Below are 25326 nucleotides of genomic sequence, written 5' to 3' on the forward strand. Positions count from 1 at the left end.
CCCCCGCCCCCCCCCGCCGGCGCGCCCCCCCCCCCCCCCCCCCCCCCCCCCCCCACTGCTCTTCCATGTCAGTCGAGCAAGCTCGACTCTACGGGGGGCTGGTTCATCGTTGTTCAACTGGCTCCGGGCCGAAATGCTTCAGCCCCAGCCGCGCCAGGTCTTCCGGCCGCTCGAAATAGGCTTCGTCGAAGGCGTGCAGGGCGGCCTGCTCGTCCTCGGTCATCGCGCCGTACAGGTCGTGCAGCTGTTTGATCGCCGGGTCGTCCTCCAGCCGGTCCAGCAGCCCGCGCATGCCGGCCAGGATCGCGTGGGTCTGCACCGCGCCCATCGCCTGCAGCGCACGCAGCGCCAGCTGGCAGGTCGGGTCGCCCCAGTTGCACAGGAACTGCATGAAGCCGCCGTTGTTGATGTCCGCTTCCATGCGCCACAGCGCCACCAGCTGCTGGTCTTCATCCGACAGTGCATCCAGCTTCCACGCCGCTGCCTTCAGTCGCGCCAGCGCCGCCTCGTAGCGGTCGTCCCAGACCTGGTTGGGAATATCGACCACGCCGTCCTCGCGCGGCGGCAGCAACGCGGGCCAGTTCACGCCCAGGCCGTTGGCGGTGGCAACCCAGTGCGCGCGCTGTTCGGCCGTGGCTTCGAACAGCGCGGGCGCCCAGCGCAGTGGCTGGCGGGTGCGGCGGCCATCGGCCAGGGTCAGCAGGATGAAGTCGTCGTTGAAGGCGACGTCGGTTACGCGCAGCGAAGCGAATGCATCAGTCATGCTGTGCAGGATAGCGGCGCCGTCGGCGTACCCGGAAACTTCAAAACACCCCAACACTTTTGAAGTTTAGTTGCATAAACTTCAAAAGCGTGGGAGGCTTTTGAAGGATAGGGGTGATCCCAGCGGAGATTTCCGATGCGTCGCGCAGACATTGCAGGGCCGTTGCAGGCCTACCTCGTTCCCGTGGAAGGTCGGCCCAATCTGCTGGCCATGACGCCTCCTCCGACGCCTCGTCGGTTGCCTGAAGGGCATACGGGCTCGCGGCAGCGCCTCATCGCTGCAAATGCGTCGCTGGACCGTCTGGATCAGGCGATGCGGCAATGGCCAGCCCCTGACATGGTGACCCGGACGCTCGCGCGACGCGAAGCCGTCCAGAGCTCCCAGATCGAGGGCACCCAGACCAACCTGGACGAACTGCTGGTGTTTGAGGCCACGCTCGGCCTGGATGGTCTGCCTGCCGATGTCGTGGTGACCGAGCGCTACGTGCAGGCACTGCAAGAGGGCCTTGATGCCGTGCGTGCCAGCGGTCGCGAGGCGCTCGATCTCGACCTGGTCAATCAGCTCCACGCGGTGTTGATGCAGGATGCCCCGGACGATTTTCCCAAGGGACGGTACCGCCAGGAGCAGGCCACCATCGGTCCGCTGGGGGGACGACCCGAGGATGCCCGTTTCGTTCCTTCGCCGCCCGACCTCATCGACGCGGCGATGCGTGAACTCGAGCGCGCCATGTTGAAGTACGAGCCCGCCGAGGAGGAGCAGTTCGAACTCAACATCATCGCGCAGCTCGCGATTGCCCACGCCCAGTTTGAAACCATCCATCCCTACAAGGACGGCAATGGACGTACGGGAAGGCTGCTGCTGCCGTTGATCCTCGCCGCCGAAGGCCATCCGCCGCTCTATCTGTCAGGCGCCTTGTTGCGCAACAAAAGCGCCTACTACGACGCGCTCAACCAGGTGCAGATTCGCGGTGAGTGGGGGCCATGGATGGATATGCTGAGCCAGGCCGTGGTCGAGTCTGCGCACGACGCGATTTCCATCGCCGATGACATGTCCCGGCTCACCGCAGCGTGGGAGATTGAACTCCAAGGCTATCGTCGCGACTCGGTGGCGCGCAGGCTTCCGCCGTTGCTGATCGGCCACCCGGTGGTGACGGCAGGCCAGGTGGCTGCCTTGTTGGGGGTGTCTGATCGCTCAGCCCTGACAGGGATCTACGCGCTTGAGGCAGAAGGCATCCTCGTCCTCGGCAGTGATCGTCGCTGGGGGCGCACCTATCACGCGCACGCGGTCCTGCAACGACTCAATCAATTGCCAACGGCACTTCCTGATCGCCTGCGCTGAGCCCTCGCCTCACACATCCCCACCGTCCGCCCAGCCCTCACCGGTGCCCGCCTGGAACACGCGGTCGTCGGCCTGCACATCACCCGCCGGCAGGTGGGCCTGGTCGGCCAGTGCGGCGTAGATCGGGGTGAAGTCGGGCGAGGTCGCCTGCATCAACTGTTCGAAACTGTCGATGACGAAGTAGGTCTTCTGGAACGTGTCGATGCGGTAGCGGGTGCGCATGATCCGCTGCAGGTCGAAGCCGATGCGGTTGGGCGCGGCCGATTCCAGTGAGTACAGCGATTCGCCCTTGGACGACACGATGCCGGCGCCGTAGATGCGCAGGCCCTCGGGCGTGTCGATCAGGCCGAACTCCACGGTGTACCAGTACAGCCGGGTGAGGTTCTGCAGCGCGTCGGGGCCGATCGCGTGGGCCTTCACGCCGCCCCGGCCGTAGGCTTCCATGTAGTCGGCGAACACCGGGTTCATCAGCAGCGGCACATGGCCGAACAGGTCGTGGAACAGGTCCGGTTCGGCGATGTAGTCGATCTGGTCCGGGCGGCGGATCCACCAGGTGACCGGGAAACGGCGGTTGGCCAGGTGGTCGAAGAAATCCAGTTCCGGCAGCAGGCCTTCCACGCCCACCAGCGTCCAGCCGGTGGCCGCGCCCAGCACTTCGTTCAACTGGTCGAAGCGCGGAATCATGTGCGCGCTCATGCCCATCTCGTCCTGTGCGTCCAGGAATTCCTGGCAGGCGCGGCCGACCAGCAGCTCGCGCTGGCGCTGGTACAGCGTGCTCCAGGTGGCGTGGTCGTCGGCGCTGTAGGTTTCCCACGGCTGCTCGACCAGCGCGGTGGTGTACACCGGCACGTAGCCCTTGTCGGTCTGCTGGTGTTCGACGCGGCGGGGCTGGGCGAGGTCCATGGGGCACTCCTTGATGGGATACCGGTGATGCTAGGGCAGGGCGCGCGCAACAGGGTTGCAAAAGTTGCGCCGAATAGGCCTTGTGGCGCAATATCCTTGCGTACTCACCGTGTTGCGGGGCAGCAATGGCCGGAGAAGTCCAGTTCGATCGCACGGATATACGCCTGTTGGCCGAGATCCAGCGTGATGGTCGCGCCACCAACGCCGAGCTTGCGGCGCGGGTGAACCTGTCCCCGTCTGCCTGCCTGCGCCGCCTGCAGCGGCTGGAAAGCGAGGGCGTGATCGTGGGCTATGGCGCACGGCTGGAGCCACGCCAGCTGCGCCTGGGCCTGCAGGCCTTCGTGCGGGTGCAGCTGGAAAAGCACGACCAGGGCGCCATCGGCCATTTCGTGGACAGCGTGCAGGGCTGGGATGAAGTGGTGGCCTGCCATGCCCTGACCGGTGACATGGACTACCTGCTGCACGTCTACGTGCGCGACCTGGAACATTTCTCGCGCTTCCTGCTGGACAAGCTGCTGAACGCCGGCGGCGTGGCCGATGCCAATTCCAGCTTCGTGCTGCGCACGGTCAAGGGGTTCCAGGCACTGCCGCTGTCGCAGCTGGAGTGAACGGCCGCTGCGATTTGACGGCGCCGGGCGGGTAGCCGAGCATCACCGCCCTGCGCCCGCCGCAGCGTTCCTTTCCGGTAACAGGCATGTCCGATATCCAGCCCCCGGTGCTTGCCACCACCTTCCTGCCGCTGCAGCGCAAATCGCTGGCGCGCTTCATCGCCCACGGCACGCCGCCGCAGACCGCGCTGGAACAGGCCGGGCTGATGGCCGCGCAGCTGTGCCGCACACGCCTGCACGCACCGGCGGAGATCGAGCGGCTGCTGCACGATGCCTGCACGCTGTTCGCCGCCGACGGTGCCGCCGCAGCCGCGCAGCTGGCGGGGCAGGGCGGCGGCGCGCAGCCGGAACTGGATGCCTGGCTGTCCGCACTGGCCGCGCACGGTGTGTTGCTGGCCCCGGCGGAGATCCTGCAGGACTTCATCGTGCAGTCGCCCCGCGCCTATCCGGGCCTGGCCCTGCAACAGGCCTGCCAGCAGACGCTGGCCGAGCATGCCATCCGCTTTCCTGCCACCTTCGCCAGCGATGTCGATGATGACAATGCTGCACAGGACGAGGCCGACGCCGAAGACGCGCGCGCGGTCGAACACCACGGCCTGTACACCAGCGAGCAGGCGCGCGTGCTGCGTGCCATCGCGGCCAATCCCGATGAATTGATCGATCTGGACGGCTACGCCGGTACCGGCAAGGGCCATCTGGTGCTGGCCCTGATGGATGCGCGCCCTGGCCGCTACACCTACGTGGCGCCGTCACGCGCGCAGGTGGAAGCGTTCCGCAGTCGCGTGCCGGGCAGTACCGCAGCGCGCCTGATGACCCAGATCGAATTCGCCAACCGCCTGGCCCAGCACGCCGCGCGCAGTGGCCTGAGCAACGGCTTCGTGGCCAGCTATCGGCGCAGTACGCGCACCCCGCGCGAGATTGCCGGGCGCATCGGCCTGCAGGGTATCGGCGCGCGTACGCCGGAACAGGTGCTGATGACGGCCTTCGAGGCGATCAACCGCTGGTGTGCCTCGGCGGCGCCGCGCATGGCCTTCCAGCATTTCGACCGCTCCGTGCCGGCGGCCATGCTCGACGTGGGGCCCTATCTGCAGGCGGCCGAATATGTCTGGCGCTGCATGTTCGACGCCGAGCTGCAGCGTGGCACGTTGCTGAGCCTGAGCCCGCTGCACATCGGCAAGTGGCTGGCCCTGCGCGGGGTGCGTCCACCGTTGGAGCTGGGCATGCTGCTGATCGACGAGGCACACGATCTCAGCCCGTCGTGGAAGCAGCTGCTGTCCACCCACGCGCCGGGCGTGGTCAGCCTGGGCGACCCGCACCAGTGCCTGACCGGCACCGTGCCGCGCTGGGCTGCATCGAAGGTGCTGGAAATGCACCAGTCGGTGCGGCAGGGCAACCAGGTGGACGACCTGGTGAACCAGACCCTGGCGCTGGACGGGCTGGGTCAGGACAGCGGGCCCTTCGTCGGCGCCACCGACCGTGCCACCGGCGTGCTGCAGTACCGCGACTGGACACAGGTGCCGATCGCCGGCCTGCGCATCCACGGCAGCGCGGCCCCTCTGGCCCAGGATGCGGCCCAGCTGCAGCTGCGTGGCCTCAGCCCCTACCTGCACCCGGCGTCACTGCGCGCGCTGCGCACCCAACTGCAGCGCCCCCTGGACGCCTGGCGTCGGCGCGGCGACAACGGGTCCAGCCAGGAGTGGCAGCGCGTGCTGGCGGCCCTGGCCGACGACGGGCAGGGCGCACTGGTGGAACTGCTGGCATCCAACGAACAGGTGCAGGCACTGCTGCAGGTGCTGGACGCGCAGGAAGCGGCCAGTGATGGCGGCGTGGTGCTGTGCCTGGCCGAACATGCGAAGAACCTGCAGTTCGACGTGGTTGCACTGTCGCCCAGCTGCTTCAGTGCAGGGCAGGGCAGTCGCATCTGGCACAACCCGGTGCGCGCGGCCTATCTGGCCATGACCCGCGCGCGGCGCCAGCTGCATGTGCCTGCCGATGGCATGGAACACCTGCAGCACACGGCCGCTCTGCAGGAACAGGCCCGGCAGGCGCGCAAGCGCGAGCGGCAGCACGCCAGCGGCTACCGGCCCATGCGCTGATTCCTGCGCGGATGGGCCACTGGTACGGTGGTCCGCGCCGTGACCGGGGCCGCACAACCGGGCAATGACCACGCCGCACCTTCATGGCGCGACGTATGCTGGGCCGTGTCTTGCCGCAAGGATTGCAATGCATCTGCTGAAGTTGCTCGTGGCTGGCCTGTTGATCACGCTGCTGCTGGGGGCGTGCGCGCAGGCTGAAACGCCGCGCAATATGTCGCCGACGCAGACCAACGAGGAAGGCTGCACGGGCAAGCGCAGCCTGGGTCCGCAGAACGCTTACGCCGATCCTGCTCCCATCAAGCAGGCCTGCGTGGGCCCGTACCTGCTGGAGCTGCCGCAGAACTACTTCAGCAACCAGATGGGCACCGAGCACGATGGCAGCTTCTCGCTGGCGCTGGAATACCCGTCGCTGCAGCCCTTCGAGCCCGGCGAGCGGATGAACCTCACGGTCGATGTATCCATCCGCACGGTAAGTCTCAGTTACATGTACATCGGCCGGGCCGACGTCTGGGACGTGATGCAGCGCAGATACACCCCCCGGTCAGGCCGGAGCGATGATCCGGCGGCATCACTGGAAGGGCGCGTCCAGGGTGACGCGGTCCATGGCTTGGTTCCCTACTACGTAGACATGGACAACGTGCGTGCTTACCACCGCGCGAGAGGATTGCCCGAAACAGCACCGGTCATGAAGCCGGACTATCACTACGACTGGTACGTATCGCGGGACGACGTGGGACGCGTCGACCAGCTGGTTCGCTGTACACCGCGCGAGATCACCGAGTCGGGCGTGGAGTACCGTGATGGAAAGATGGTGAAGAAGCGCGTTATTGGATTCGCCGAATGCCAGCAGACGTTCGTCATCGAAGAACTGAACACCATCGTTGACATCACGTATCCCCGCGAGGGGCTGCCGCAATGGAAGCAGATCGCAACGCGCGCGCGCGCGTTGCTGATTGACAACATCACGAAGGAGCGCAAGTGAATACTGGAAAGCACGGACTGAGCAGACAGGACTCGATATTCTCGAGGCATACGCAGAGGCGGGCAATCGCGAGTTGTACTTCAATTACCTCGCGCAGAAGCAGGGCAATGATGGCTATGGCCTGCTGGCCCTTGGTGTCGTGCGCAACGACAACAACCCCGGTGCCACGGCGAACAGCTTTGCCGACCGGCAAGCGCGCGCCGATGGGGTGCATTTCAACGAAGGTCAGTGGCAGGAATTCCGCGTCGATCTGATCCGGCGCGATTTCGCGCTGCGCGCAGCGCAGTTCGATGCGGGAAGACCGGAGCTGGCGCTGAATCTGCCAGTGAAGGATGTCCAGAAAGCGCATGATGATGCTTTCAAGGCACGCGGTATCGATCCCTCTGCCTGAACGCCCTACACGCTGCTGATGGCCGCCCGCGCGCATGGCGGCGATCCAGAAGCCGAAGCCGTCTGGACCATGCTGCTGGACAACAACAATCGCGGCCTGGATCGCGCGGCCGAGACAACGAACCTGGTGCTCGGCAAGTACCGGAACCTGATCGACGATCCTGCCAGCTATCTGAAGAACATGGCCGAGGCACGTGGACCGCATGGCCTGCAGCCGGTGTCCAATCTCGACCCGGATCGGATTGCCTACCACGGTGCAATGTACGTGCACGACGATGCCCAGGGACAGTGGCGCCGCGAAGTCTCGGTGCCGGTGAATGCCCCGGTGCTGCCGCTGCCCATCGGTTCGGTGCCCGTGGACAGCGTGCGCGAGACCGATCTGGCCACGCTGCGGTATCTGGACGATGCACGCGATGTGCGCCAGTTGCGCGAGACCCTGCGCGGGCAGTTCCATGCGGACGATGAGAACAAGGATCGGCCGCTCATGGCCAGCCCGTTCGTGCTGAGTGATGCCACCCCGCTGCAGATGCAGCCGGAACGGCAGAGCGCCGGTATCGATCCGCGCGAGCCCGGGCATGCGCGTCACGCGCTCTACCAGCAGTGCGCGGCGGGCGTGCGCGATCTCGAGGCGGGGCTGGGCAAGCCGTGGGATGCGCAGAGCGAGTGCGTCAGCGCCAACCTCACCACGCTGGCGGCCGGTGCCGACCTGCAGCGGGTGGACCACGTGCTGATGGGACGCGGGGCGGCCGCCGGGCAGGAAGGGCCGAACCTGTTCGTGGTGCAGGGCGACCCGGCCGACCCGGCGCATCTGCGCGCGCAGATGCCGGTCGCACAGGCGCTGGCGACTTCGGTGGAGCAGTCCTTCCAGCAGTTGGCGGTGAACGATCAGCGGCAGGCGCAGGAACAGGCGCTGCAGCGTGAGCAGGATCAGCAGCTGCAGCAGGCCCGCAGCGCGCCGGTCATGGCCTGACCGGCCCCGGCGCATCTTCGTAGGCGGTAGGCGCGGCCTGCGTGCCACGCCCACCGGTCCCGTCAGCTCAGCACTTTTCCTTGCGGCCCATCAGCTTGCCCAGGCGCGACGGTTCTTCGCACTTGGGTGCCACGACCGGGGTCGGTGCCAGCGCCGCGCCGCGTGCCTTCTGCATCTGCTGCAGCTTGGCGCGGATCTGCGGCATGGCCGCCATGGCCGCCTTCTCACCTTCCAGAATGGCGGTGCCGCGCTGGCTGAAATCGGCCGCGCCGATATCCAGCACCTTCGGGCGGATCACGATGTCGGCGCGGGCCAGTTCCTGCTCGCCCAGGCGCTGGCCCATGATCGCGATCGACTGGTTGACGATGCCCAGCATGCCGGTCGGCGCCTTGCCGCTGGCCTTGCTGGAAATATCCACGGCGATCACGAACTCGGCGCCGAGCTGGCGCGCGGCGTCCACCGGCACCGGGCTGACCACGCCGCCGTCGATGTAGTTGCGGCCGCCGATCTTCACCGGCTCGAACACGCCGGGAATGCTGCTGGACGCGCGCACCGCCTGGCCGACATTGCCGCGCACGAAGATCGAACGCTCGCCGGTTTCCAGCTGGGTGGCGACGGCAGCGAAGGGCTTCTTCAACTTCTCGGCGGGGCGGTTGGCCACCTGTTCGTTGACGTAGTCCTGCAGCTTCTGGCCCTGCACCAGGCCGCCGGAGAACAGGCGCACGTCGCGGATGCTGGCTTCGTCCAGCGCCACCGCCTTGCTCTGCATCTGGAAGGCGTCCATGCCACTGGCATACAACGCACCGACCACGCTGCCGGCGCTGGTGCCGGACACCACTACCGGCTCGAATCCGTTGGCTTCCAGCATCTTGATCACGCCGATATGGGCAAAGCCCTTGGCCGCGCCGCCGCCCAGGGCGATGCCGATCTTCACCGGCTTGGCCTGCGGCACCACGGTCGGCGGCGGGGGCGGGGTGGGCCGCACCTCTTCGCCACCGCAACCGGCCAGCAGGCCGAGCAGGGCGACGGAGAGCAGCACGCGGGGGCGGAACACGGTCATCGGCAGCGGCGCACGGGGCGCGGGTTCAGGAAAGGGCGCCAGCATACCGAAGCTGCAATTTACGTGGGTAGCGCCGGGCGATGCCCGGCCGATGGTTCAGCTGGCGGTGCCGTTGCCGTTACCGTCGCCGCTGCGCTCGCCGGGCGTGGCCCGGCGCTACCGTGGAAGGTCAGAAGCGGTTGTCGCCGTCCAGCATGCGGCCCAGCCCACCCAGCACCGAGCCTTCGCCGCGGTTCTTGCCACCGCCCTGCGGCGCGGCCATCCACATGCGCCCGGCCAGGCGCGAGAACGGCAGCGACTGCAGCCAGACCTTGCCCGGCCCGGTGAGGGTGGCCAGGAACACGCCCTCGCCACCGAACAGCATGCTCTTGATGCCGCTGACCCGGCGCACGTCCATGTCCACCGTGGGGTGGTAGGCCACCACGCAGCCGGTATCCACGTCCAGGCGCTCGCCGGCAGCCAGCTCACGCTCGACCACGCAGCCGCCGGCATGGATGAACACCCAGCCGTCGCCTTCCAGCTTCTGCATGATGAAGCCCTCGCCGCCGAACAGGCCGGTCATGATCCGGCGCTGGAACTGCACGCCGATCTGTACCCCGCGGGCGCCGGCCAAAAAGCTGTCCTTCTGGCAGATCAGGCGGCCGCCATGCTGGTCCAGCTTCATCGGCAGCACGGTGCCGGGGTAGGGCGCGGCGAAGGCCACGGTGCCGCGGCCGTTGCCGGTCTGGGTATAGACCGTGGCGAACAGGCTTTCGCCGGTGACCACCCGGCGGCCGGCGGCCATCACCTTGCCCATGAAGCCGCTGCTGGCCTGCGAACCGTCGCCGAACACGGTGTCCATCTGCACCGAGGCGTCCTTGAACATCAGCGCGCCGGCTTCGGCAATCGCGCTCTCGCCCGGGTCCAGGCCGATTTCCACGAACTGCATCTCATGGCCCACGATGCGGAAATCGATCGGGTCGCCGTGGCCGCCGCTGTTACTAACCGGCGATACCACGCTGCGATGCGCCGCTGGCTGCGGTGGTGCTTCCGGTGGCGGCGTAGGCGCGACCGGCTGGCGCAGCGCGGCAACGTCGGACACCGGTGTCCACCCGGACATGCCCTGGCACCAGGCCAGCGCGTGTGGATACGCCTGCGCATGGGCGCGCGCAGCCTCGTCATCAAGCGGGCCGACACGCTCGGCCTGGCCGGCGGCATGGAAGTACCACTGGGTCATTGCTGCAGCTCCATTGCGGGAACAAACCACGAGTCTAGCCGCAGCACACGGGGGCGAATGGCAGGGCCATGAACGATCGGCATTTGCGGCGCGGGTGCTGTATTGCAACAATTATCTGGTAGCGCCGTTTTACCACCCCTCCAAACACAGCCTACCGCCATGTCTCCGACCCGCACTTCCCGTGGCCGCCTTCCGGTCGCGCGCCCCCTCGTTGCCGCTCTTTCCGCCCTGTTGCCGCTGGTAGCAGCCGCCCAGGAAACCCCTGCCGCCAAGGACCCGGTTGCCCTCGACGCCCTGCAGGTGACCGCGCAGCGGCGCGTGGAAAATGCCAAGGACGTGCCGGTGGCGATCACCGCCATCCAGGGCGAAAAGCTGGATGTGCTCGGCTCGGCCGGCGATGACATCCGCTTCCTGTCCGCACGCGTGCCCAGCCTGAACATCGAATCGTCCTACGGCCGTGCCTTCCCGCGCTTCTACATCCGCGGCCTGGGCAACACCGATTTCGACCTCAATGCCTCGCAGCCGGTGTCGCTGGTGTACGACGACGTGGTACAGGAAAGCCCGCTGCTGAAGGGCTTCCCGCTGTTCGACCTGGCCGGCGTGGAAGTGCTGCGCGGCCCGCAGGGCACCCTGTTCGGCCGCAACACCCCGGCCGGCGTGGTGAAGTTCGATTCGGCCCGTCCCTCGCAGGACGCCGACGGCTACGTGAAGGTGTCCTACGGCAGCTATGACACCTGGAACGTGCAGGGCGCCTATGGCGGCCCGCTGACCAGCCGCTGGTCGGCCCGCGTGTCCGCGCTGTACCAGCGCCGCGACAACTACGTCGACAACACCATCGCCAACGCGCCCAGCTCGGGCTTCGAAGGCTATGACGAAGCCGCCGGCCGCGTGCAGTTCCTGTACGAAGGCGACGACGTGGAAGCGCTGTTCAACCTGCACAAGCGCAAGCTCAACGGCACCGCGCGCCTGTTCCGCGCCAACATCATCCAGCCGGGCAGCAACGCACTGGTCGAGAACTTCGACCGCGACAAGGTGTCCACCGACGGCCTGAACTTCTCCAACCTGGAAACCTGGGGCGGCAGCGCGCGCATCAAGTGGGACCTGGGCCGGGTCACCCTGCATTCGATCACCGGCTATGAAACCGCCGAATCGCTGAACCACGGCGACGTGGACGGCGGCTACGGCGCCTCGTTCCTGGGTGCCGGCAACTACGGCCCGGGCTTCATTCCGTTCCCGTCCGAATCGGCCGACGGCCTGCCGCACCACCGCCAGTGGACCCAGGAATTCCGCGTCGAATCCAACGAGTGGGGTCGCTTCGACTGGCAGGCCGGCGTGTTCTACTTCGATGAAGACGTCACCATCGACAGCTTCAACTACGACTCGCTGACCCCGGGCAACCCGCAGACCGGCCACGCCGTGCAGAGCCAGCGCAACAAGGCCTGGGCCGCGTTCGCCTCGGGCGACCTGGACGTGACCGATCGCTTCAAGCTGCGTGCCGGCGTGCGTTATACCCAGGACAAGAAGGACTTCACCGCCAGCGTGCTGCAGGCCGTGCCGGGTGGTACGCCGGTCAGCGGCCCGTACCTGGCCAACAGCGATGTGGACGATGTCAGCTGGGACCTGAGCGGTGTCTACCAGATCACCGACAACATCAACGCCTATGCGCGCGTGGCCAAGGGCTTCCGCGCACCGTCCATCCAGGGCCGCCTGGCCTTCGGCGGCGTCACCCAGGCCGATTCGGAAAAGGTGATCTCGTATGAGGCCGGCATCAAGGCCGACCTGTTCGACCGTCGCGCACGCCTGGGCTTCAACGTGTTCCGCTACAACGTGGACGGCCAGCAGCTGATCGCGGTGGGTGGCAGCAACAACACCGCCACCCTGCTCAACGCCGACAAGACCATCGGCCAGGGCTTCGAGCTGGACTTCGAGGCCTACCTGACCGACCACGTGCTGATGACCCTGGGCAGCAGCTACAACGACACCGAGATCAAGGACCGCGATCTGGCGGTGGCGATCTGCGGCGGCGGCTGCACCATCACCGACCCGACCACCGTCATCAATGGTGGCACCTACGCGCTGGTGAACGGCAACCCGCTGCCGCAGGCGCCGAAGTGGATCCACAACCTGACCCTGCGTGCCGGCTTCCCGGTGAGCGATGCCAGCGAGATCTACGTCTACACCGACTGGGCGTACAAGAGCCCGGTGAACTTCTTCCTGTACGAGTCGCCGGAGTTCCGCAGCCGCAGCTCGCTGGAAGGTGGCCTGCGCGTGGGCTACAACTGGGATTACGGCCAGTACGACGTGGCCGTGTTCGGCCGCAACCTGACCAACCAGACCCGCGTGGTCGGTGCGATCGACTTCAACAACCTCACCGGCTTCCTCAACGAGCCGCGTACGTTCGGCATGGAATTCACCGCGAAGTTCTGAGGCGGTTGACTGCGTGATGCAATGAAGAAGGGCCGGCGAAATGCCGGCCCTTCTGCTTTCTGTAGAGTCGAGCCATGCTCGGCTCTACGGAGACGTGCCTTACAGCGCGCTCTGCGGGCGCACCTTCAACACCGTTTCTTCTGCCGCACAGTCACGGGCCGAGTGCTGCCCCGCCTTGCGCGCAGCAGCAATTTCCCTGCGTGCCGCCAGCAGGTCCTGCTGGAACGCCGCATTGTCGTGCAGGCGCGCAACGGCGGCGGCACCCATGAAGCGGCCTTCCAGGATGTCGCTCTGCCAATGCACGTTGCACACCAGGCGGCTTTCCCCGTAGTTGCGGCCACGGGCCTGGATGGCGTCGGCGCGGTCCGGGGCGATCTCGGAAAGAATCAGCGCCCAGGCCCAGCCGATCGAGGTGTGGCCGGAGGGGTATGAACCGTTCTTGCGCAGCCCGGCCTCATCGTCGGGCGTGCAGGTGGGTTCGCCATTGACCATGAACGGGCGCGGGCGCTGGTAGTGGTTCTTGGCCGCCTTGGTGGCCGCACTGGCATCGATCCGGCTGCGCTCCAGCAGGCGATACAGCGCAGGCGTCTTCACTGCATCCACGTCTACGTCGATCGCGCACGAGAACTGGTTGGCGCCTTCCGGGAAGCCCAGTTCGGCGTCACGCGTGGCCTGGGCGAAGCGCGGCGTGCCGCGCAGGGCGCGGGCTTCACGGCTGACCTGTTCGTCCAGCGCGAAGCCGGCCGAACCGGCCGCAGGCGGGGCAGGCACCAGCAGCAGGCTGGCCGGTACCGCCGTCGCATCCAGGTAGCCCACTGCCCTGGTGGTCACGTTGGCCTCCACCGCGGTGGGCTTGCTGGCGGTGGCGGCGCAGCTGGCCAGGGTCATGGCGATGGCAAGACCCAGCAACGGGCGGGCAGGGCGGGCGAGCAGGGACATGGGCAGACTCGGGGCTGTGAACACAGGCGCCATGATCGCAGCCGCCGCCGGGTGCCGCAGCGCCCATCGGTCATACGGCCAGACCCGGCACGGTCGGCCTGTCGCCAATGTCTTGATTCCGGTCACAGCGCACGGACTTTCACATGCCTTCAGCACCAGCATCTGCCCACAGCCGGGCCGGGGGGATCTGCTGACAAGGGAGAGATGCGATGCGCAGCACCGCAACAGGAAGTACCGTCCTGGCCCTGCTGGTGGGCCTGGCCGCCGCACCGGCACAGGCCGCCGACGTCTACGGCGTGGCCTTCGTGCATGGCACCGGCGCACAGACCAACGCCACCCAGGATTACTGGCAGCCGGCGATCATCGATACCGTGCGCCAGGGGCTGCCGAACAGCAGCAACTACGTGGTCATCAACTGCGATTTCACCCAGTACATGTGGAAGCCCGAAGCGGCCGGCTGCCTGGCCAGCCAGCTCACCGGCTTCATCGACAGCCGCGGCATCACCCAGCTGGTGGTCATCACCCATTCCAACGGCGGCAACGTGATGCGCTGGATCCTGTCCAACCCCACCTACGACAGCCGCTACCCGAAGATCATCAGCCGTACCCGCAAGGTCACCGCACTGGCCCCGTCGTCAGCCGGCACGCCGCTGGCCGATGCGGTGCTCAACGGCAATACGTTCGAAACATCGCTGGGCTGGCTGCTGGGCTACAAGAACGATGCCGTGCGCATGCAGCAGGTCGGCCACATGGCCACCTACAACGCGCAGAACCTGTATGGCACTGCCGGCCGCCCGGCGCTGCCCAAGCCGTTCCGCGCGGTGGTCGGCAGCGATGTCGAATCGGCAGTCTGGGACAGCAACAGCTACTGCGGCGGCTACGCGGCCAATGTCGGCCTGGAATTCACCCAGAACTGGTTGTCGTCCTGTTCCGATGGTTTCCTGGAATGCAGCAGCCAGAAGGCGGCCGGCAGCCTGCTGTTCACCGACAAGGCGCGCACCCAGGGGGCCGAGCCGCTGAGCCACAACCAGAGCCGGCGCGAATGCTTCGGCCTGGGCACCATCCTGCGCAACGACCTGACCCAGTGAGGGAGACGACCATGAAGATCCATTCCACCTTCCTGGCCGCTGCCGTGCTGACCGCACTTGCCGCCGGGCCCGCCCTGGCCGCACAACCGCTGCGTGCCGCCCTGGGCACCGACCAGGTGCCCGCCGCGCTGGTGGCCGCGCCCCTGCCCGCCGAAGACAGCGAGCGCGTGCCGCTGGCCTTCGCCTGGGCGCTGGACCCGGCGCAGCCGTTGCAGGCACCGGGCGCGTATGCCGCCGTCAGCCGCAGCTATTGGCAACAAGTCGACGCGGCCGAGCTGCAGCGCGGCCTGGACCTGCCGCTGACCGCCCCGGACGCGGTGATCCAGGTCAGTCCCGGTGCCGGCGCACGCGCGCTGCCCGCCGACGCACTGCAGGTGCGTGATGCCGCCGGCCGTACCAGCGTGGCCCGCAGTGTCGATGCACGCCAGCTGCAGGACGCCGGCATGGCGGTGAGCGATGGCAGCAGCATGCTGCGCACCGGTGCCAGCAGCGCGGTGGGCGCCTACCGCCTTCAGAGCGCGCAGGCGCAGGGGCGCTACGTGGTGCAGGTGCTTGAACCCAACAGCCCGGTGCGCCTGGAAGTGCAGGCCAGCCAGGCGCAGGTGCTGGCCGGTGGCAGCGTGCAGCTGCAGGCGCGCCTGCTGGAAGACGGTGCCAACGCCAACCAGCTGGCGGCACGGCGCGGCAGCCTGGGCGGCGAGGCATTGCTGGTGGCGCCCGATGGCCGCAGTTGGCCGCAGCGGCTGCTGCGCACCAGCGACGGCAGCCTGCGTGCGCAGGTGCGCATTCCCGCCCAGGCCAGCACCGTGCAGGGGCTGTGGGAACTGCAGGTGTTCGCCCAGGCAGACGGCGTACTGCGCGATGGCAAGGTGGCCTTTGCCGTGGCCCAGCCCACCGCGCGGTTCAGCGGCCAGGCCAGCCCGGATACCGCCAGCCGCCGGGTCAGCCTGCCGCTGCAGGTGGCGGCCGCCGGTCGTTACGAGGCGCGCGGCACGCTGTACGCCACCGGCGCCGACGGCCAGTTGAAGCCGGTCGCGCAGGCGCATGCCGCAGCGTGGTTCGACGGCGCCGGGCAGGGCGCACTGGTGCTGCCGTTCGACCAGGCACCGCTGCCTGCCGGCTTCGGTGCGCCGTATGAACTGCGTGAGCTGCAGCTGCAGGACCAGAGCCGGATGGCACCGATCGAATCGCGCGCGCAGGCGCTGCGGTTCTGAGCAACAGCAGCGGGCCGGTAAACCCGGCCCGCTGCAACCGCGTAAGGGCGAGGCAACATCGCGATGGGGATCTATCACGGGGGAACCGCGCGATGGGGATCGATCTCGGGGGTAGAGTCGACTGTCAGTCGACTAACGCGCGCAGCGCGGGATTTTCGGGGGGCGCACGAAGAGCAGTCGACTGACAGTCGACTCTACCGTCATCCGTCATCCGTCATCCGTCATCCGTCATCCGTCATCCGTCTCACGTGCGCTTCGACCCGGTGGTTCACCCCGCGTACGCGCTCAATCGGCCTTCGTGTTCCACCACGTGGATCGCACCGCCGAACACCGCCGACAGCGGCTCATCACGCAGCAGTTCATCGCGCGGGCCATCGGCCAGCACGCGGCCATCGCGCAGCAGCACCACCCGCTCGATCTCGGGAATCACCTCTTCGATATGGTGAGTCACCAGCACCAGGGTGATGCCCTGCTGGGCCAGGGCGCGCATGGTGGCGATCAACTGCTGCCGCGCCACCACGTCCAGCCCGGTGGACGGTTCATCCAGCAGCAGCGCCTGCGGCCGGTTCACCAGCGCACGGGCGATCAGCACGCGGCGGGTCTCGCCGGCCGACAGCTCGGCATACGCGCGTTCGCGCAGGCCCAGCGCACCGGTCATGGCCAGGGTCTGGCCCACCCGCTCGCGCATGTCGGCGGTCACTTCACGGAACGCCGGCACCACATAGCTGGCGAAGAAGCCCGACAGCACCGCCTGTTCCACGGTCAGCCCGGGCATGTCGGACAGGTTGCTGCTCAGATCGCCAGTGACGATGCCCAGCTGCGAGCGCAACCGGTCCACCTGCCAGCGGTTCTGCCCCAGCACCTTCACCGCCACCCGGCCATCGGCCTGGGCCAGCGGATACAGTTCGCGGGTAATCAGCTTGATGAAGGTGGATTTGCCACAGCCGTTGGGTCCCAGCAGCGCGGTGTGCTGGCCCTGGGCGATGCGCAGGCTGAGCGCGTGCAGCACCTTCACCTGGCCACGCATCACGCTGGCGTGGTCCAGTTCGATCAGGGGCGGCAGGGCGTCGCCGGCGCCGGCCGGCGACGGGGCGTGGGTGCGTGGTTCAGGACTCGACAACGGGGTTCCCCAACGTGTGAACGGTGCCACGGAATGACGGTGCCGATCACCGTCGCAGGGTGCAGTTTGCAACGCAAGCGCCCATCATGTCTGCCATCCCCGCGTCGATCTGGAGAGCCGCCATGCCCGATGCCCTGATCTCCCTGCTGGCCCACGGCCTGCTTGGCCCGACGTGGTGGGAGCTGCTGCTGATGCTGCTGGTCTTCACCCAGCTGACCATCTTCTCGGTCACCCTGTACCTGCATCGCAGCCAGGCCCACCGCGGCGTGGATTTCCACCCGGTGCTGGCCCACCTGTTCCGTTTCTGGCTGTGGCTGACCACCTCGATGATCACCCGCGAATGGGTGGCCATCCACCGCAAGCACCACGCCAAGGTGGAAACCGAAGACGACCCGCACAGCCCGGTCACCCGTGGCATCGGCCAGGTGTTCTGGCACGGCGTGGAACTGTACCGGCAGGCCCGCGGCCAGCGCGCGGACATCGAACAGTACGGCCGCGGCACTCCGGACGACGCCATCGAGCGCCACCTGTATACGCCGCGCGCCAACCTGGGCCCGGTGCTGATGCTGGCCATCAACGCGGCCTTGTTCGGCCTGCCGGGCGTGGCGCTGTGGGCCATCCAGATGGCCTGGATTCCGTTCTGGGCGGCCGGCGTGGTCAACGGCCTGGGCCACTGGTGGGGCTACCGCAACTATGAATCGGCCGATACCTCCACCAACCTGACGCCGTGGGCGTTCTGGATCGGCGGTGAAGAATTGCACAACAACCACCATGCCTTCCCCAGTTCGGCGCGCTTTGCGATGCGGCGCTGGGAATTCGATATCGGCTGGAGCGCGATCCGCCTGCTGCAGGCATTGCGCCTGGCCACGGTGCTGCGCGTGGCGCCGGCCATGGATGTGCGCCCGAACATTGCCGTGCCCGATGCGGACACTCTGAAGGCATTGCTGTCGCACCGTTTCCAGGCCATGACCGACTACCAGCGCAACGTCTTCGTGCCGGCACTGCGCGAAGAGGCCGCCCACGCCGGGGCGAAGCTGCGCCGTCTGCTGCCGCGCCGGCTGCGCCGCGGTCTGGTGAACGACGGCCGCTGGCTGCACCCGGACAGTCGCGCGCAGTTGCGCGCCTGGGTCGCGCAGCGTCCGCGCATCGGTGTGCTGGTCGAGTTCCGCGCGCGCCTGGCCACGCTGCTGGAAGCCCGCGGCCACGACGCGGCCGAGCGCCTGCGCCAGCTGCAGGCCTGGTGCCGCGAAGCCGAAGAAAGCGGCATCGCCGCACTGCAGGCCTACGCCGCGCGCCTGAAGGGCTACACCTTGGTGGGCGCATGAAGCGCATTGCAGGAGCATTGTTGGCCGTGCTGGTGCCGCTGTGCGCGCAGGCCCAGGTGAGCGACACCGCCACCTACCTGCAGCGCATGGACAGCGATGGCGACGGCCGCGTGAGCGAAGCGGAGTACGTGCAATGGATGCTGTACGCCTTCGACCGCATGGACCGCAACGGCGATGGCGTACTGACGGCCGACGAGCTGCCGGGCGGCAAGGGCCGGCCGATCACCCGCGAGCAGCAGCGGCAGACCCTTATCCAGCGCTTCCACAAACAGGATGCCAACCGCGATGGCTATCTGGACGCGCGTGAACTGTCCGCCCCGCCGCGCTGATCGGCGATCATGACGGCCGCACCGCTGCAAGGGAAAACCTCACCATGGATGACCACATCGACGATGAACTGATGCAGGAGTGGACGGCATTCTGTGCCGGACACAGCGAGCAGGAGGACTGGTATTTCTCCGGCCTGCTGCAGGGCGTGACCGGGCCGGACACGCTGGACGCGGTGTTCGCCACCTTTCCGCATGCCGATGAACTGCGTGCGCGCGCGCTGGACGTGCTCGGTGCCGGTCACTGGGGCGACCACCTGTACCTGCAGCCGGCCCACGTGGGCGATGCGCAGGCGCTGGCCCGCGCCGCGCGCGCCTGGCTGGACGAGCTGGCCCGGGTGGCCGGTGCTGCCGGCGAGCCCGCGCTGCAGGCCACGCTGCGTGCTGTTCCGGTGGTCGAAGCCCCCGCTGACCGTCTGCAGTCGGCCTGGAGCGGCTCGGGACCAGCGGCCTACCTGCACGATGTCATCTGCGATGAAGTGCGCCGGGCGCGCACGCTCGACACCCCGCAGATGAACGCACTGGACGAGGCGCTGTACCACCTTGCCTCCGATCTCTACTTGGGCTGGTACATCGCCCAGCCACTGGCCCCGGCCGCGGTCGATTTCGGGCCCTATCTGGCGTTCTGGCGGCTGGGTGGGCGGGGTGCATTGGTGGAAGGTGCCTTCCTGGTCGAAGCGCCCGCCGCGGGCGCGTAGGGCGCCTTGTCCGGTAGCGCCGGGCCATGCCCTACGGCTTCGCATGGCCCGGCGTAGAATCAGCGCATGCCTGAACTGCCCGAAGTCGAAACCACCCGCCGTGGCCTGGCGCCGCATCTGGAAGGCCGCCGCGTGCACGGTGTGATCCTGCGCCGCGCCGACCTGCGCTGGCCCATCCCGCCGGACGTGGCCGAGCAGTTGCCGGGGCAGCGCATCGACAGCGTACGGCGCCGTGCCAAGTACCTGCTGCTGGATACCGCCGTGGGCAGCGCCGTACTGCACCTGGGCATGTCCGGCAGTCTGCGCGTGTTGCCCGGCGACACGCCGCTGCGCACGCACGACCACGTCGATATCAGCCTGGACAATGGCTGCCTGCTGCGCTTCAACGACCCGCGCCGCTTCGGCAGCCTGCTGTGGCAGCCGGCCGGTGAAGTGCATCCGCTGCTGCAGGGCCTGGGCCCGGAGCCCCTGGACGAGATCTTCGACGGCGACTATCTGTTCGAACGCAGCCGCGGCCGCAGCGCGCCGGTGAAGACCTTCCTGATGGACCAGGCCGTTGTAGTGGGGGTGGGCAACATCTACGCCGCCGAAAGCCTGTTCAAGGCCGGCATCAGCCCATTGCGCGAGGCCGGCAAGGTCTCCCGCGCGCGCTACCAGCGGCTGGCGCGCGAAGTGAAGGACACGCTGGGCTATGCGATCACCCGTGGCGGCACCACCCTGCGCGATTTCATCAGCCCCGACGGCGCTCCCGGTTACTTCGAGCAGGAACTGCTGGTATACGGCCGCGATGGCCTGCCGTGCCCGCAGTGCGGGCGCCCGTTGAAGCACGCCATGATCGGCCAGCGCGCCAGCGTCTGGTGCAGCCGCTGCCAGCGCTGAACGTCTTCATGCGCTGCACACCGGCAGCGCTATAGTCCAGCCAACATCCGGCGGGGGAACGTTGGCGATGGATGAGGGACCGGACATCACCGTATGGCTGGACGCTGCGCGTGGCGGTGATCGCACCGCGCTGGACCGCGTGCTGACCACGCTCTACCAGGAACTGCACACCATGGCCCGGCGCCAGTTGGCCGGCCAGCAGGGGCGCACCCTGGATGCCACGTCGCTGGTGCACGAGTCGTACCTGAAACTGCTGGGCAGCCGCGGCGCCGCCCGCTTCGAAGATCGCGCGCACTTCTTCGCCTACGCGGCATCGTCCATGCGCAGCGTGGTGGTGGACTACGCGCGCAACCGCCTGGCCCGCAAGCGCGGCGGCGACCTGAAACGGGTGGCCGAGATTCCCGAGAACAGCAGCAGTGGCGTGCGCCTGGACGAAGACCTGCTGGCCCTGGACGTGGCCCTGGAACGCCTGCAGGCGGTGGACGCGCACCTGGGCCGGGTGGTGGAACTGCGTTACTTCGCCGGGCTGTCCGAACAGGAGATTGCCGAACTGAGCCAGCGTTCCGAACGCAGCATCCGCCGCGACTGGCAGAAGGCGCGCCTGTTCCTGCTGGCCGCCATGCGCGAAGACTGAGCACAGCGACACGGCCCGGCCGATGGACAGCGCACGCTGGCAGGAACTTTCATCCTGGCTGGACCAGTTGCTGGAGCTGGACCCGGAGGCGCGGCAGCGGCGCCTGCAGCGCCTGACCGAGCATGATCCGGCGCTGGGCCACGAACTGCAGCGGCTGCTGCAGCAGGAACCGGACAGCCAGGATTTCATGGCCCAGCCGCTGTGGACGGCGCCGCCACCGGGCCGCGCCGGCAGCGAAGTGGGACCGTACCGGCTGCTGCGCCCGCTGGGCGAAGGTGGCATGGGCGAGGTCTGGCTGGCCGAGCGCTGCGATGGCCTGTACCAGCGCCAGGTGGCGCTGAAGCTGCTGCGCAGTGGCGTGGCCGATCCCGGCCTGCGCCAGCGCTTCGGCCGCGAGCGGCAGATCCTGGCCCGGTTGCAGCACCCGCACCTGGCGCAGCTGCTGGATGCCGGCGTGGATCTGCACGGACAGCCCTACCTGGCGCTGGACTACGTGGAAGGCGAGCCGATCAGCGACTACTGCCGCAGGGTGCAGCCGCCGCTGGAAGCCCGGCTGCAGTTGATGCTGCAGGTCTGCGCGGTGGTCAGCCATGCCCACGCCAACCTGGTGGTGCACCGCGACCTGAAGCCGTCCAACATCCTGGTGCGCGACGATGGCACGGTGAAGCTGCTGGACTTCGGCATTGCCAAACTGCTGGACCACGACGACACCAGCAGCCCGCACCCGGCCACCGAGATCCGCGCGTTCACCCTGCACTACGCGGCCCCGGAGCAGGTGCGCGGTGAACTGGTCAGCACGCTTACCGACGTCTATTCCCTGGGCGTGGTGCTGTTCGAAGTGGTGACCGGGCACAAGCCCTACCGGCTGCGCCGGCACAGTGATGCCGAATGGGAACGTTCGATCCTGGACGTGCAGGCGCCACGCGCCTCGGTGCTGCTGCAGCGGCTGGCCGACCAGCCCGGCGCGCCGCGTCGCGCGCTGCAGCGGCAGGCCCGGCGCCTGCGCGGCGATCTGGATGTCGTGCTGGAAAAGGCCCTGCAGAAAGACCCCGACCAGCGCTATGCCTCGGCCGAGGCGATGGCCGGTGACCTGCGGCGCTTCCTGCAGGGGCAGCCGATCCAGGCACGTCCGCCCGGCGTGGGCTACCGCGTGCGCAAATACGTGGGCCGGCACCGGTGGGGCGTGGCGCTGGCGTCGGTGGCCGTGCTGGGCTTGCTGGGCACCACGTCCATGGCGTTGTGGCAGGCGCGGCAGGCGCGGCTGGAAATGGCCCGCGCGCAGGCCATGCAGGATTTCACCGTGGGCCTGTTCGACAAGGCGGCCAGCCAGCGCCACGGGCATTTCGACGTGCCACAACTGCTGGCTGCCGGGCAGCAGCGTGGCGAAGCGGAGCTGGCCGACCAGCCGCTGGCACTGGCCGAGCTGGAGGGCGTGATCGGGCGGCTGCGGATCGGCCTGGGCGACTACCAGTTGGCCCTGCAGACACTGGATCGGCAGCGCCAACTGCTGCAGCGGGTGGACGATGTGCCGCCCGCGCTGCAGCTGGAGGCGGTGACCCAGCGCGGGCGCGCGCTGCGCATGCTGGGCCGCGACCGCGAATGCCTGGCCCATCTGCAGCCGCTGCAGTCCCTGGCCGCCACCGAAGCCAGTGCCCTGCCGGCGTCGGTGGCCGAATTCCACAGCCAGCTGGGCCGCTGCCAGGCCGAACTGGGCGATGCCGAGGCGGCACGGCGATCCTTCACGCAGGCCCTGGCACTGCGCCACCAGGGCATTGGCGAGCGCTTCGGGCGTGCCGAATCGCTGGCCGACCTGGCCGGTCTGGACGCCGCCGCGGGGGACCTGCCGGCGGCGCTGGCCGGCTACCGCCAGGCCTTGGCGCTGCTGCAGCAGCCCAGCGATGCCAGCAGCCCGCAGGTGATCAGCCTGCACCGCCAGCTGGGCGATGTGCTGGCGCGGCAGGGGCAGGCGGCTGCCGCCGCCAGCGAGCTTGAACTGGCCTGGACAGCCGCCCAGGAGGCCTGGGGTCCGCGCCACCCGGAGGCGCTGGTGGTGCGCCGGGCGCGCGCGCTGCTGGCGCTGCAGCGGGGCGAACGGGCCCTGGCCGGCGAGGAGCTGCGGACCGTGCAGGCACAGTTGCTGACCGCGCTGGGGCCGAGCCATCGCGAGATCGGCCACGGTGAACTCGCCCTGGGCCAGTGGGCCAGCGCCAGTGGCGATGCGGCTACCGCGGCGGGCCACTACGCGCGCGCGGCCACGCTGTGGCGACAGCCCGACCACACCGCGTTGCTGCCACAGGCGCTGCTGGCGCAGGGGCAGGCGCTGCAGCAGGCCGGTCAGCCCGCACAGGCGCGCGAGGTGCTGGCCGAAGCACGGCAGCTGCTGCTGGCCCAGCGCGGCCCGCAGGCGCCGGGCCTGCGCGGGCTGGAGGCCCGCATCGCCGCGCTGGCGCAGACTGAACCGCAGCCGGCCACCTCCGCTGCCCGTTAACGTTTGTCTGCCTATGATGGCCGACCTTTCCCTTGCTCCCGCGCCTGCATGCAACGTCGCGATTTCCTCCGCAATGCCTCCCTTGCCCTGGCTGCGTTCGGCCTGCCTGCCCTGCCTGCCTGTGCGGCCGGCAAGAGCGGCCAGCTGGGCCTGCGTCGCCTGGGCCAGCCGCAGCCGTTCGATTTCGCCACCCTGAAGGGCCAGGCCCGTGCCTTGGCCCAGGCCCCCTACAAGAGCCACAAGCGCGTGCTGCCGGGCCGGCTGGAAGGGCTGGACTGGGACCAGTACCAGTCGATCGGCTACCGCCAGGACCACGCGCTGTGGGCCGACCAGCCGGGCCGGTTCCAGGCCAAGTTCTTCCACCTGGGCCTGTACTTCCATTCGCCGGTGCGCATGTTCGACGTGGTGGATGGCAAGGCACAGGAACTAGCCTACGACGGCGCGGCGTTCAACTACGGAAAGAGCGGCATCAAGAACGGTGAACTGCCCGCCGATCTGGGGTTCGCCGGTTTCCGCCTGAACACCCGCACCGACACCGACCGCGATTTCGCCGCCTTCCTCGGTGCCAGCTACTTCCGCGCCGTCGGCAAGGAAGGCCAGTACGGGCAGTCCGCGCGTGGCCTGGCCATCGACACCGGCATGGGCAAGCCGGAAGAATTCCCCGATTTCATCGCCTACTACCTGGAACAGCCGGCGGCCGATTCCAACACCCTGGTGGTGTATGGCCTGCTGGATTCGCCCAGCGTGACCGGCGCCTACCGCTTTGCCATCACCAACGGCGACGTGCTGCTGATGGACATCGACAGCGCCCTGTACCCGCGCAAGGCGATCGAGCGGCTGGGCATTGCGCCCTGCACCAGCATGTACCAGGTGGGCGAGAACGACCGCCGCATGGGCTGGGACTGGCGCCCGGAAATCCACGATACCGACGGCCTGTCACTGTGGACCGGGGCGGGCGAATGGATCTGGCGGCCGCTGCTGAACCCGCGCAACCTGCGCTTCAACATGTTCGTGGACCGTAACCCGCGCGGCTTCGGCCTGCTGCAGCGCGACCGCAACTTCGACCATTACCAGGATGACGGCGTGTTCTACGAGAAGCGCCCGTGCCTGTGGGTGGAGCCGAAGGGCGAATGGGGCGAAGGTTCGGTGCAGCTGGTGGAAATTCCCACCGTGGATGAAACCTTCGACAACATCGTCGCGTTCTGGAACCCGAAGGAAAAGCCGCAGGCCGGGCAGGAACTGCTGATCGGCTACCGCCTGTACTGGGGCGCCGAACCGCCGGCGCGCCCGCCGCTGGCGCACTGCGTGGCCAGCCGTACCGGCCTGGGCGGCATCATCGGCAAGAAGCGCGAGTACTTCAGCTGGCGCTTCGCGGTGGATTTCGAAGGCGGCGAACTGGCCGGTCTGATCGACAAGGCCGACGTGGAAGCGGTGGTGGAAACCAGTCGGGGCCGGGTCGAGATTGTTTCGGCGCGCCCGCTGCGCGAGATCAAGGGGTATCGGGCGATGTTCGACCTGGTGCCGCCGGAGGGCAGCAGCGAGCAGATCGACATCCGCCTGTACCTGCGCAGCGGCGGCAAGACCCTGACCGAGACCTGGCTGTACCAGTACACCCCGCCGCCGGCCGGCGCGCCCGAGCGCACGCTGTACTGAGGGGGCTGGTTTGCAGGGCTTGCAGCCCTGCACCTGCTTCAATCAACGTCAACGTCAAGCGCGTGCATTTCGTGGGATGGCGGACTGCCGCGATCTGTCGGAACAGCGCACTGCTCTGGTAGGTGTCGACCTTGGTCGACACCTACCAACAGCCGCAGGAACCTGTCAGAGGCGGGGGGGGGGGGGGGGGGGGGGGGGGGGGGGGGGGG

The 25326-nt window shown here is 68.2% G+C and carries 22 protein-coding genes; 16 read left to right on the forward strand and 6 right to left on the reverse strand.

What is annotated here, in order from left to right:
* Positions 1 to 103: 103 nt before the first annotated feature.
* Positions 104 to 763 (reverse strand): DUF4375 domain-containing protein, encoded by a 660-nt coding sequence (locus IAE58_RS13640; RefSeq protein WP_199934280.1) that lies wholly within the window; start codon positions 761 to 763, stop codon positions 104 to 106.
* Positions 764 to 898: 135 nt separating this feature from the next.
* On the opposite strand from IAE58_RS13640, the gene IAE58_RS13645 reads away from it, so the two are divergent.
* Positions 899 to 2101, forward strand: coding sequence for a Fic/DOC family N-terminal domain-containing protein (locus tag IAE58_RS13645; RefSeq protein WP_199934281.1), 1203 nt, complete (start codon positions 899 to 901; stop codon positions 2099 to 2101).
* Positions 2102 to 2110: 9 nt separating this feature from the next.
* On the opposite strand, the gene phhA is transcribed toward IAE58_RS13645, so the two are convergent.
* The gene (gene phhA, locus IAE58_RS13650; protein ID WP_199934282.1) at positions 2111 to 3004 is read right to left on the reverse strand and encodes a phenylalanine 4-monooxygenase; all 894 of its coding nucleotides are present in this window, start codon (positions 3002 to 3004) and stop codon (positions 2111 to 2113) included.
* A gap of 125 nt (positions 3005 to 3129) precedes the next feature.
* Between phhA and IAE58_RS13655 the strand changes: the two genes are divergently transcribed.
* From IAE58_RS13655 to IAE58_RS13675, 5 genes are all read left to right on the forward strand, one after another.
* On the forward strand, positions 3130 to 3612 hold the full coding sequence (locus IAE58_RS13655) for an Lrp/AsnC family transcriptional regulator (RefSeq protein WP_199934283.1): 483 nt from the start codon (positions 3130 to 3132) through the stop codon (positions 3610 to 3612).
* A gap of 86 nt (positions 3613 to 3698) precedes the next feature.
* On the forward strand, positions 3699 to 5708 hold the full coding sequence (locus tag IAE58_RS13660; RefSeq protein WP_199934284.1) for a hypothetical protein: 2010 nt from the start codon (positions 3699 to 3701) through the stop codon (positions 5706 to 5708).
* A 127-nt stretch (positions 5709 to 5835) separates the two neighbouring features.
* Complete coding sequence (locus IAE58_RS13665; RefSeq protein WP_199934285.1) at positions 5836 to 6690, forward strand: hypothetical protein; 855 nt, start codon at positions 5836 to 5838, stop codon at positions 6688 to 6690.
* 73 nt (positions 6691 to 6763) lie between these two features.
* Positions 6764 to 7081: a hypothetical protein gene (locus IAE58_RS13670; RefSeq protein ID WP_199934286.1), complete on the forward strand. Its 318-nt coding sequence runs from the start codon at positions 6764 to 6766 to the stop codon at positions 7079 to 7081.
* Between the two features lie 18 nt (positions 7082 to 7099).
* Positions 7100 to 8050 carry an XVIPCD domain-containing protein gene (locus IAE58_RS13675; protein ID WP_199934287.1) on the forward strand — a complete coding sequence of 317 codons (951 nt, stop codon included), beginning with the start codon at positions 7100 to 7102 and terminating at the stop codon, positions 8048 to 8050.
* Between the two features lie 67 nt (positions 8051 to 8117).
* Here IAE58_RS13675 and IAE58_RS13680 read toward each other — a convergent pair whose 3' ends face one another.
* Both IAE58_RS13680 and IAE58_RS13685 read right to left on the reverse strand, forming a co-directional pair.
* Positions 8118 to 9110, reverse strand: a complete 993-nt coding sequence (locus tag IAE58_RS13680) for a patatin-like phospholipase family protein (RefSeq protein WP_108754679.1) — start codon at positions 9108 to 9110, stop codon at positions 8118 to 8120.
* Between the two features lie 169 nt (positions 9111 to 9279).
* Positions 9280 to 10326 carry a TIGR00266 family protein gene (locus tag IAE58_RS13685; RefSeq protein WP_199934288.1) on the reverse strand — a complete coding sequence of 349 codons (1047 nt, stop codon included), beginning with the start codon at positions 10324 to 10326 and terminating at the stop codon, positions 9280 to 9282.
* Between the two features lie 159 nt (positions 10327 to 10485).
* Between IAE58_RS13685 and IAE58_RS13690 the strand changes: the two genes are divergently transcribed.
* Positions 10486 to 12753: a TonB-dependent receptor gene (locus IAE58_RS13690; RefSeq protein WP_199934289.1), complete on the forward strand. Its 2268-nt coding sequence runs from the start codon at positions 10486 to 10488 to the stop codon at positions 12751 to 12753.
* 99 nt (positions 12754 to 12852) lie between these two features.
* On the opposite strand, the gene IAE58_RS13695 is transcribed toward IAE58_RS13690, so the two are convergent.
* Positions 12853 to 13692, reverse strand: coding sequence for a phosphatase PAP2 family protein (locus IAE58_RS13695; protein WP_199934290.1), 840 nt, complete (start codon positions 13690 to 13692; stop codon positions 12853 to 12855).
* 209 nt (positions 13693 to 13901) lie between these two features.
* On the opposite strand from IAE58_RS13695, the gene IAE58_RS13700 reads away from it, so the two are divergent.
* Together IAE58_RS13700 and IAE58_RS13705 are read left to right on the forward strand one after the other, a co-directional pair.
* Entirely contained in the window at positions 13902 to 14780 is an 879-nt protein-coding gene (locus tag IAE58_RS13700) for a hypothetical protein (protein ID WP_108755000.1), read from the forward strand.
* Positions 14781 to 14791: 11 nt separating this feature from the next.
* On the forward strand, positions 14792 to 15994 hold the full coding sequence (locus IAE58_RS13705) for a DUF4785 domain-containing protein (protein WP_199934291.1): 1203 nt from the start codon (positions 14792 to 14794) through the stop codon (positions 15992 to 15994).
* A 268-nt stretch (positions 15995 to 16262) separates the two neighbouring features.
* On the opposite strand, the gene IAE58_RS13710 is transcribed toward IAE58_RS13705, so the two are convergent.
* Positions 16263 to 17021 (reverse strand): ATP-binding cassette domain-containing protein, encoded by a 759-nt coding sequence (locus IAE58_RS13710; RefSeq protein WP_233615000.1) that lies wholly within the window; start codon positions 17019 to 17021, stop codon positions 16263 to 16265.
* Between the two features lie 215 nt (positions 17022 to 17236).
* On the opposite strand from IAE58_RS13710, the gene IAE58_RS13715 reads away from it, so the two are divergent.
* From IAE58_RS13715 to IAE58_RS13745, 7 genes are all read left to right on the forward strand, one after another.
* On the forward strand, positions 17237 to 18439 hold the full coding sequence (locus IAE58_RS13715) for a fatty acid desaturase (RefSeq protein WP_199934581.1): 1203 nt from the start codon (positions 17237 to 17239) through the stop codon (positions 18437 to 18439).
* On the forward strand, positions 18436 to 18768 hold the full coding sequence (locus IAE58_RS13720; protein ID WP_164275199.1) for an EF-hand domain-containing protein: 333 nt from the start codon (positions 18436 to 18438) through the stop codon (positions 18766 to 18768). Before IAE58_RS13715 ends, IAE58_RS13720 begins: the two co-directional genes overlap by 4 nt.
* 44 nt (positions 18769 to 18812) lie before the next feature.
* Positions 18813 to 19463, forward strand: a complete 651-nt coding sequence (locus IAE58_RS13725; protein ID WP_233615055.1) for a hypothetical protein — start codon at positions 18813 to 18815, stop codon at positions 19461 to 19463.
* A gap of 66 nt (positions 19464 to 19529) precedes the next feature.
* A complete protein-coding gene (gene mutM / locus IAE58_RS13730) occupies positions 19530 to 20342 on the forward strand; it encodes a bifunctional DNA-formamidopyrimidine glycosylase/DNA-(apurinic or apyrimidinic site) lyase (protein ID WP_199934582.1) in 813 nt (270 codons plus the stop codon).
* A 67-nt stretch (positions 20343 to 20409) separates the two neighbouring features.
* Positions 20410 to 20976 (forward strand): ECF-type sigma factor, encoded by a 567-nt coding sequence (locus IAE58_RS13735; protein ID WP_199934583.1) that lies wholly within the window; start codon positions 20410 to 20412, stop codon positions 20974 to 20976.
* 22 nt (positions 20977 to 20998) lie between these two features.
* Complete coding sequence (locus tag IAE58_RS13740; RefSeq protein ID WP_199934584.1) at positions 20999 to 23464, forward strand: serine/threonine-protein kinase; 2466 nt, start codon at positions 20999 to 21001, stop codon at positions 23462 to 23464.
* Between the two features lie 48 nt (positions 23465 to 23512).
* Positions 23513 to 25117, forward strand: a complete 1605-nt coding sequence (locus IAE58_RS13745; protein ID WP_164275205.1) for a glucan biosynthesis protein D — start codon at positions 23513 to 23515, stop codon at positions 25115 to 25117.
* Positions 25118 to 25326 lie beyond the last annotated feature (209 nt).

Source organism: Stenotrophomonas sp. S49, assembly GCF_016624905.1.
Classification (GTDB): domain Bacteria; phylum Pseudomonadota; class Gammaproteobacteria; order Xanthomonadales; family Xanthomonadaceae; genus Stenotrophomonas.

Coding starts and splice junctions, on each gene's coding strand:
- IAE58_RS13660 (WP_199934284.1), top strand. CDS start 3,699: ATGTCCGATATCCAGCCCCCGGTGCTTGCCACCACCTTCCTGCCGCTG.
- phhA (WP_199934282.1), bottom strand. CDS start 3,004: ATGGACCTCGCCCAGCCCCGCCGCGTCGAACACCAGCAGACCGACAAG.
- IAE58_RS13715 (WP_199934581.1), top strand. CDS start 17,237: ATGCCCGATGCCCTGATCTCCCTGCTGGCCCACGGCCTGCTTGGCCCG.
- IAE58_RS13700 (WP_108755000.1), top strand. CDS start 13,902: ATGCGCAGCACCGCAACAGGAAGTACCGTCCTGGCCCTGCTGGTGGGC.
- IAE58_RS13665 (WP_199934285.1), top strand. CDS start 5,836: ATGCATCTGCTGAAGTTGCTCGTGGCTGGCCTGTTGATCACGCTGCTG.
- IAE58_RS13710 (WP_233615000.1), bottom strand. CDS start 17,021: ATGCGTGGCCAGGTGAAGGTGCTGCACGCGCTCAGCCTGCGCATCGCC.
- IAE58_RS13675 (WP_199934287.1), top strand. CDS start 7,100: ATGGCCGCCCGCGCGCATGGCGGCGATCCAGAAGCCGAAGCCGTCTGG.
- IAE58_RS13645 (WP_199934281.1), top strand. CDS start 899: ATGCGTCGCGCAGACATTGCAGGGCCGTTGCAGGCCTACCTCGTTCCC.
- IAE58_RS13745 (WP_164275205.1), top strand. CDS start 23,513: ATGCAACGTCGCGATTTCCTCCGCAATGCCTCCCTTGCCCTGGCTGCG.
- mutM (WP_199934582.1), top strand. CDS start 19,530: ATGCCTGAACTGCCCGAAGTCGAAACCACCCGCCGTGGCCTGGCGCCG.
- IAE58_RS13690 (WP_199934289.1), top strand. CDS start 10,486: ATGTCTCCGACCCGCACTTCCCGTGGCCGCCTTCCGGTCGCGCGCCCC.
- IAE58_RS13680 (WP_108754679.1), bottom strand. CDS start 9,110: ATGACCGTGTTCCGCCCCCGCGTGCTGCTCTCCGTCGCCCTGCTCGGC.
- IAE58_RS13735 (WP_199934583.1), top strand. CDS start 20,410: ATGGATGAGGGACCGGACATCACCGTATGGCTGGACGCTGCGCGTGGC.
- IAE58_RS13720 (WP_164275199.1), top strand. CDS start 18,436: ATGAAGCGCATTGCAGGAGCATTGTTGGCCGTGCTGGTGCCGCTGTGC.
- IAE58_RS13685 (WP_199934288.1), bottom strand. CDS start 10,326: ATGACCCAGTGGTACTTCCATGCCGCCGGCCAGGCCGAGCGTGTCGGC.
- IAE58_RS13640 (WP_199934280.1), bottom strand. CDS start 763: ATGACTGATGCATTCGCTTCGCTGCGCGTAACCGACGTCGCCTTCAAC.
- IAE58_RS13740 (WP_199934584.1), top strand. CDS start 20,999: ATGGACAGCGCACGCTGGCAGGAACTTTCATCCTGGCTGGACCAGTTG.
- IAE58_RS13655 (WP_199934283.1), top strand. CDS start 3,130: ATGGCCGGAGAAGTCCAGTTCGATCGCACGGATATACGCCTGTTGGCC.
- IAE58_RS13705 (WP_199934291.1), top strand. CDS start 14,792: ATGAAGATCCATTCCACCTTCCTGGCCGCTGCCGTGCTGACCGCACTT.
- IAE58_RS13695 (WP_199934290.1), bottom strand. CDS start 13,692: ATGTCCCTGCTCGCCCGCCCTGCCCGCCCGTTGCTGGGTCTTGCCATC.
- IAE58_RS13725 (WP_233615055.1), top strand. CDS start 18,813: ATGGATGACCACATCGACGATGAACTGATGCAGGAGTGGACGGCATTC.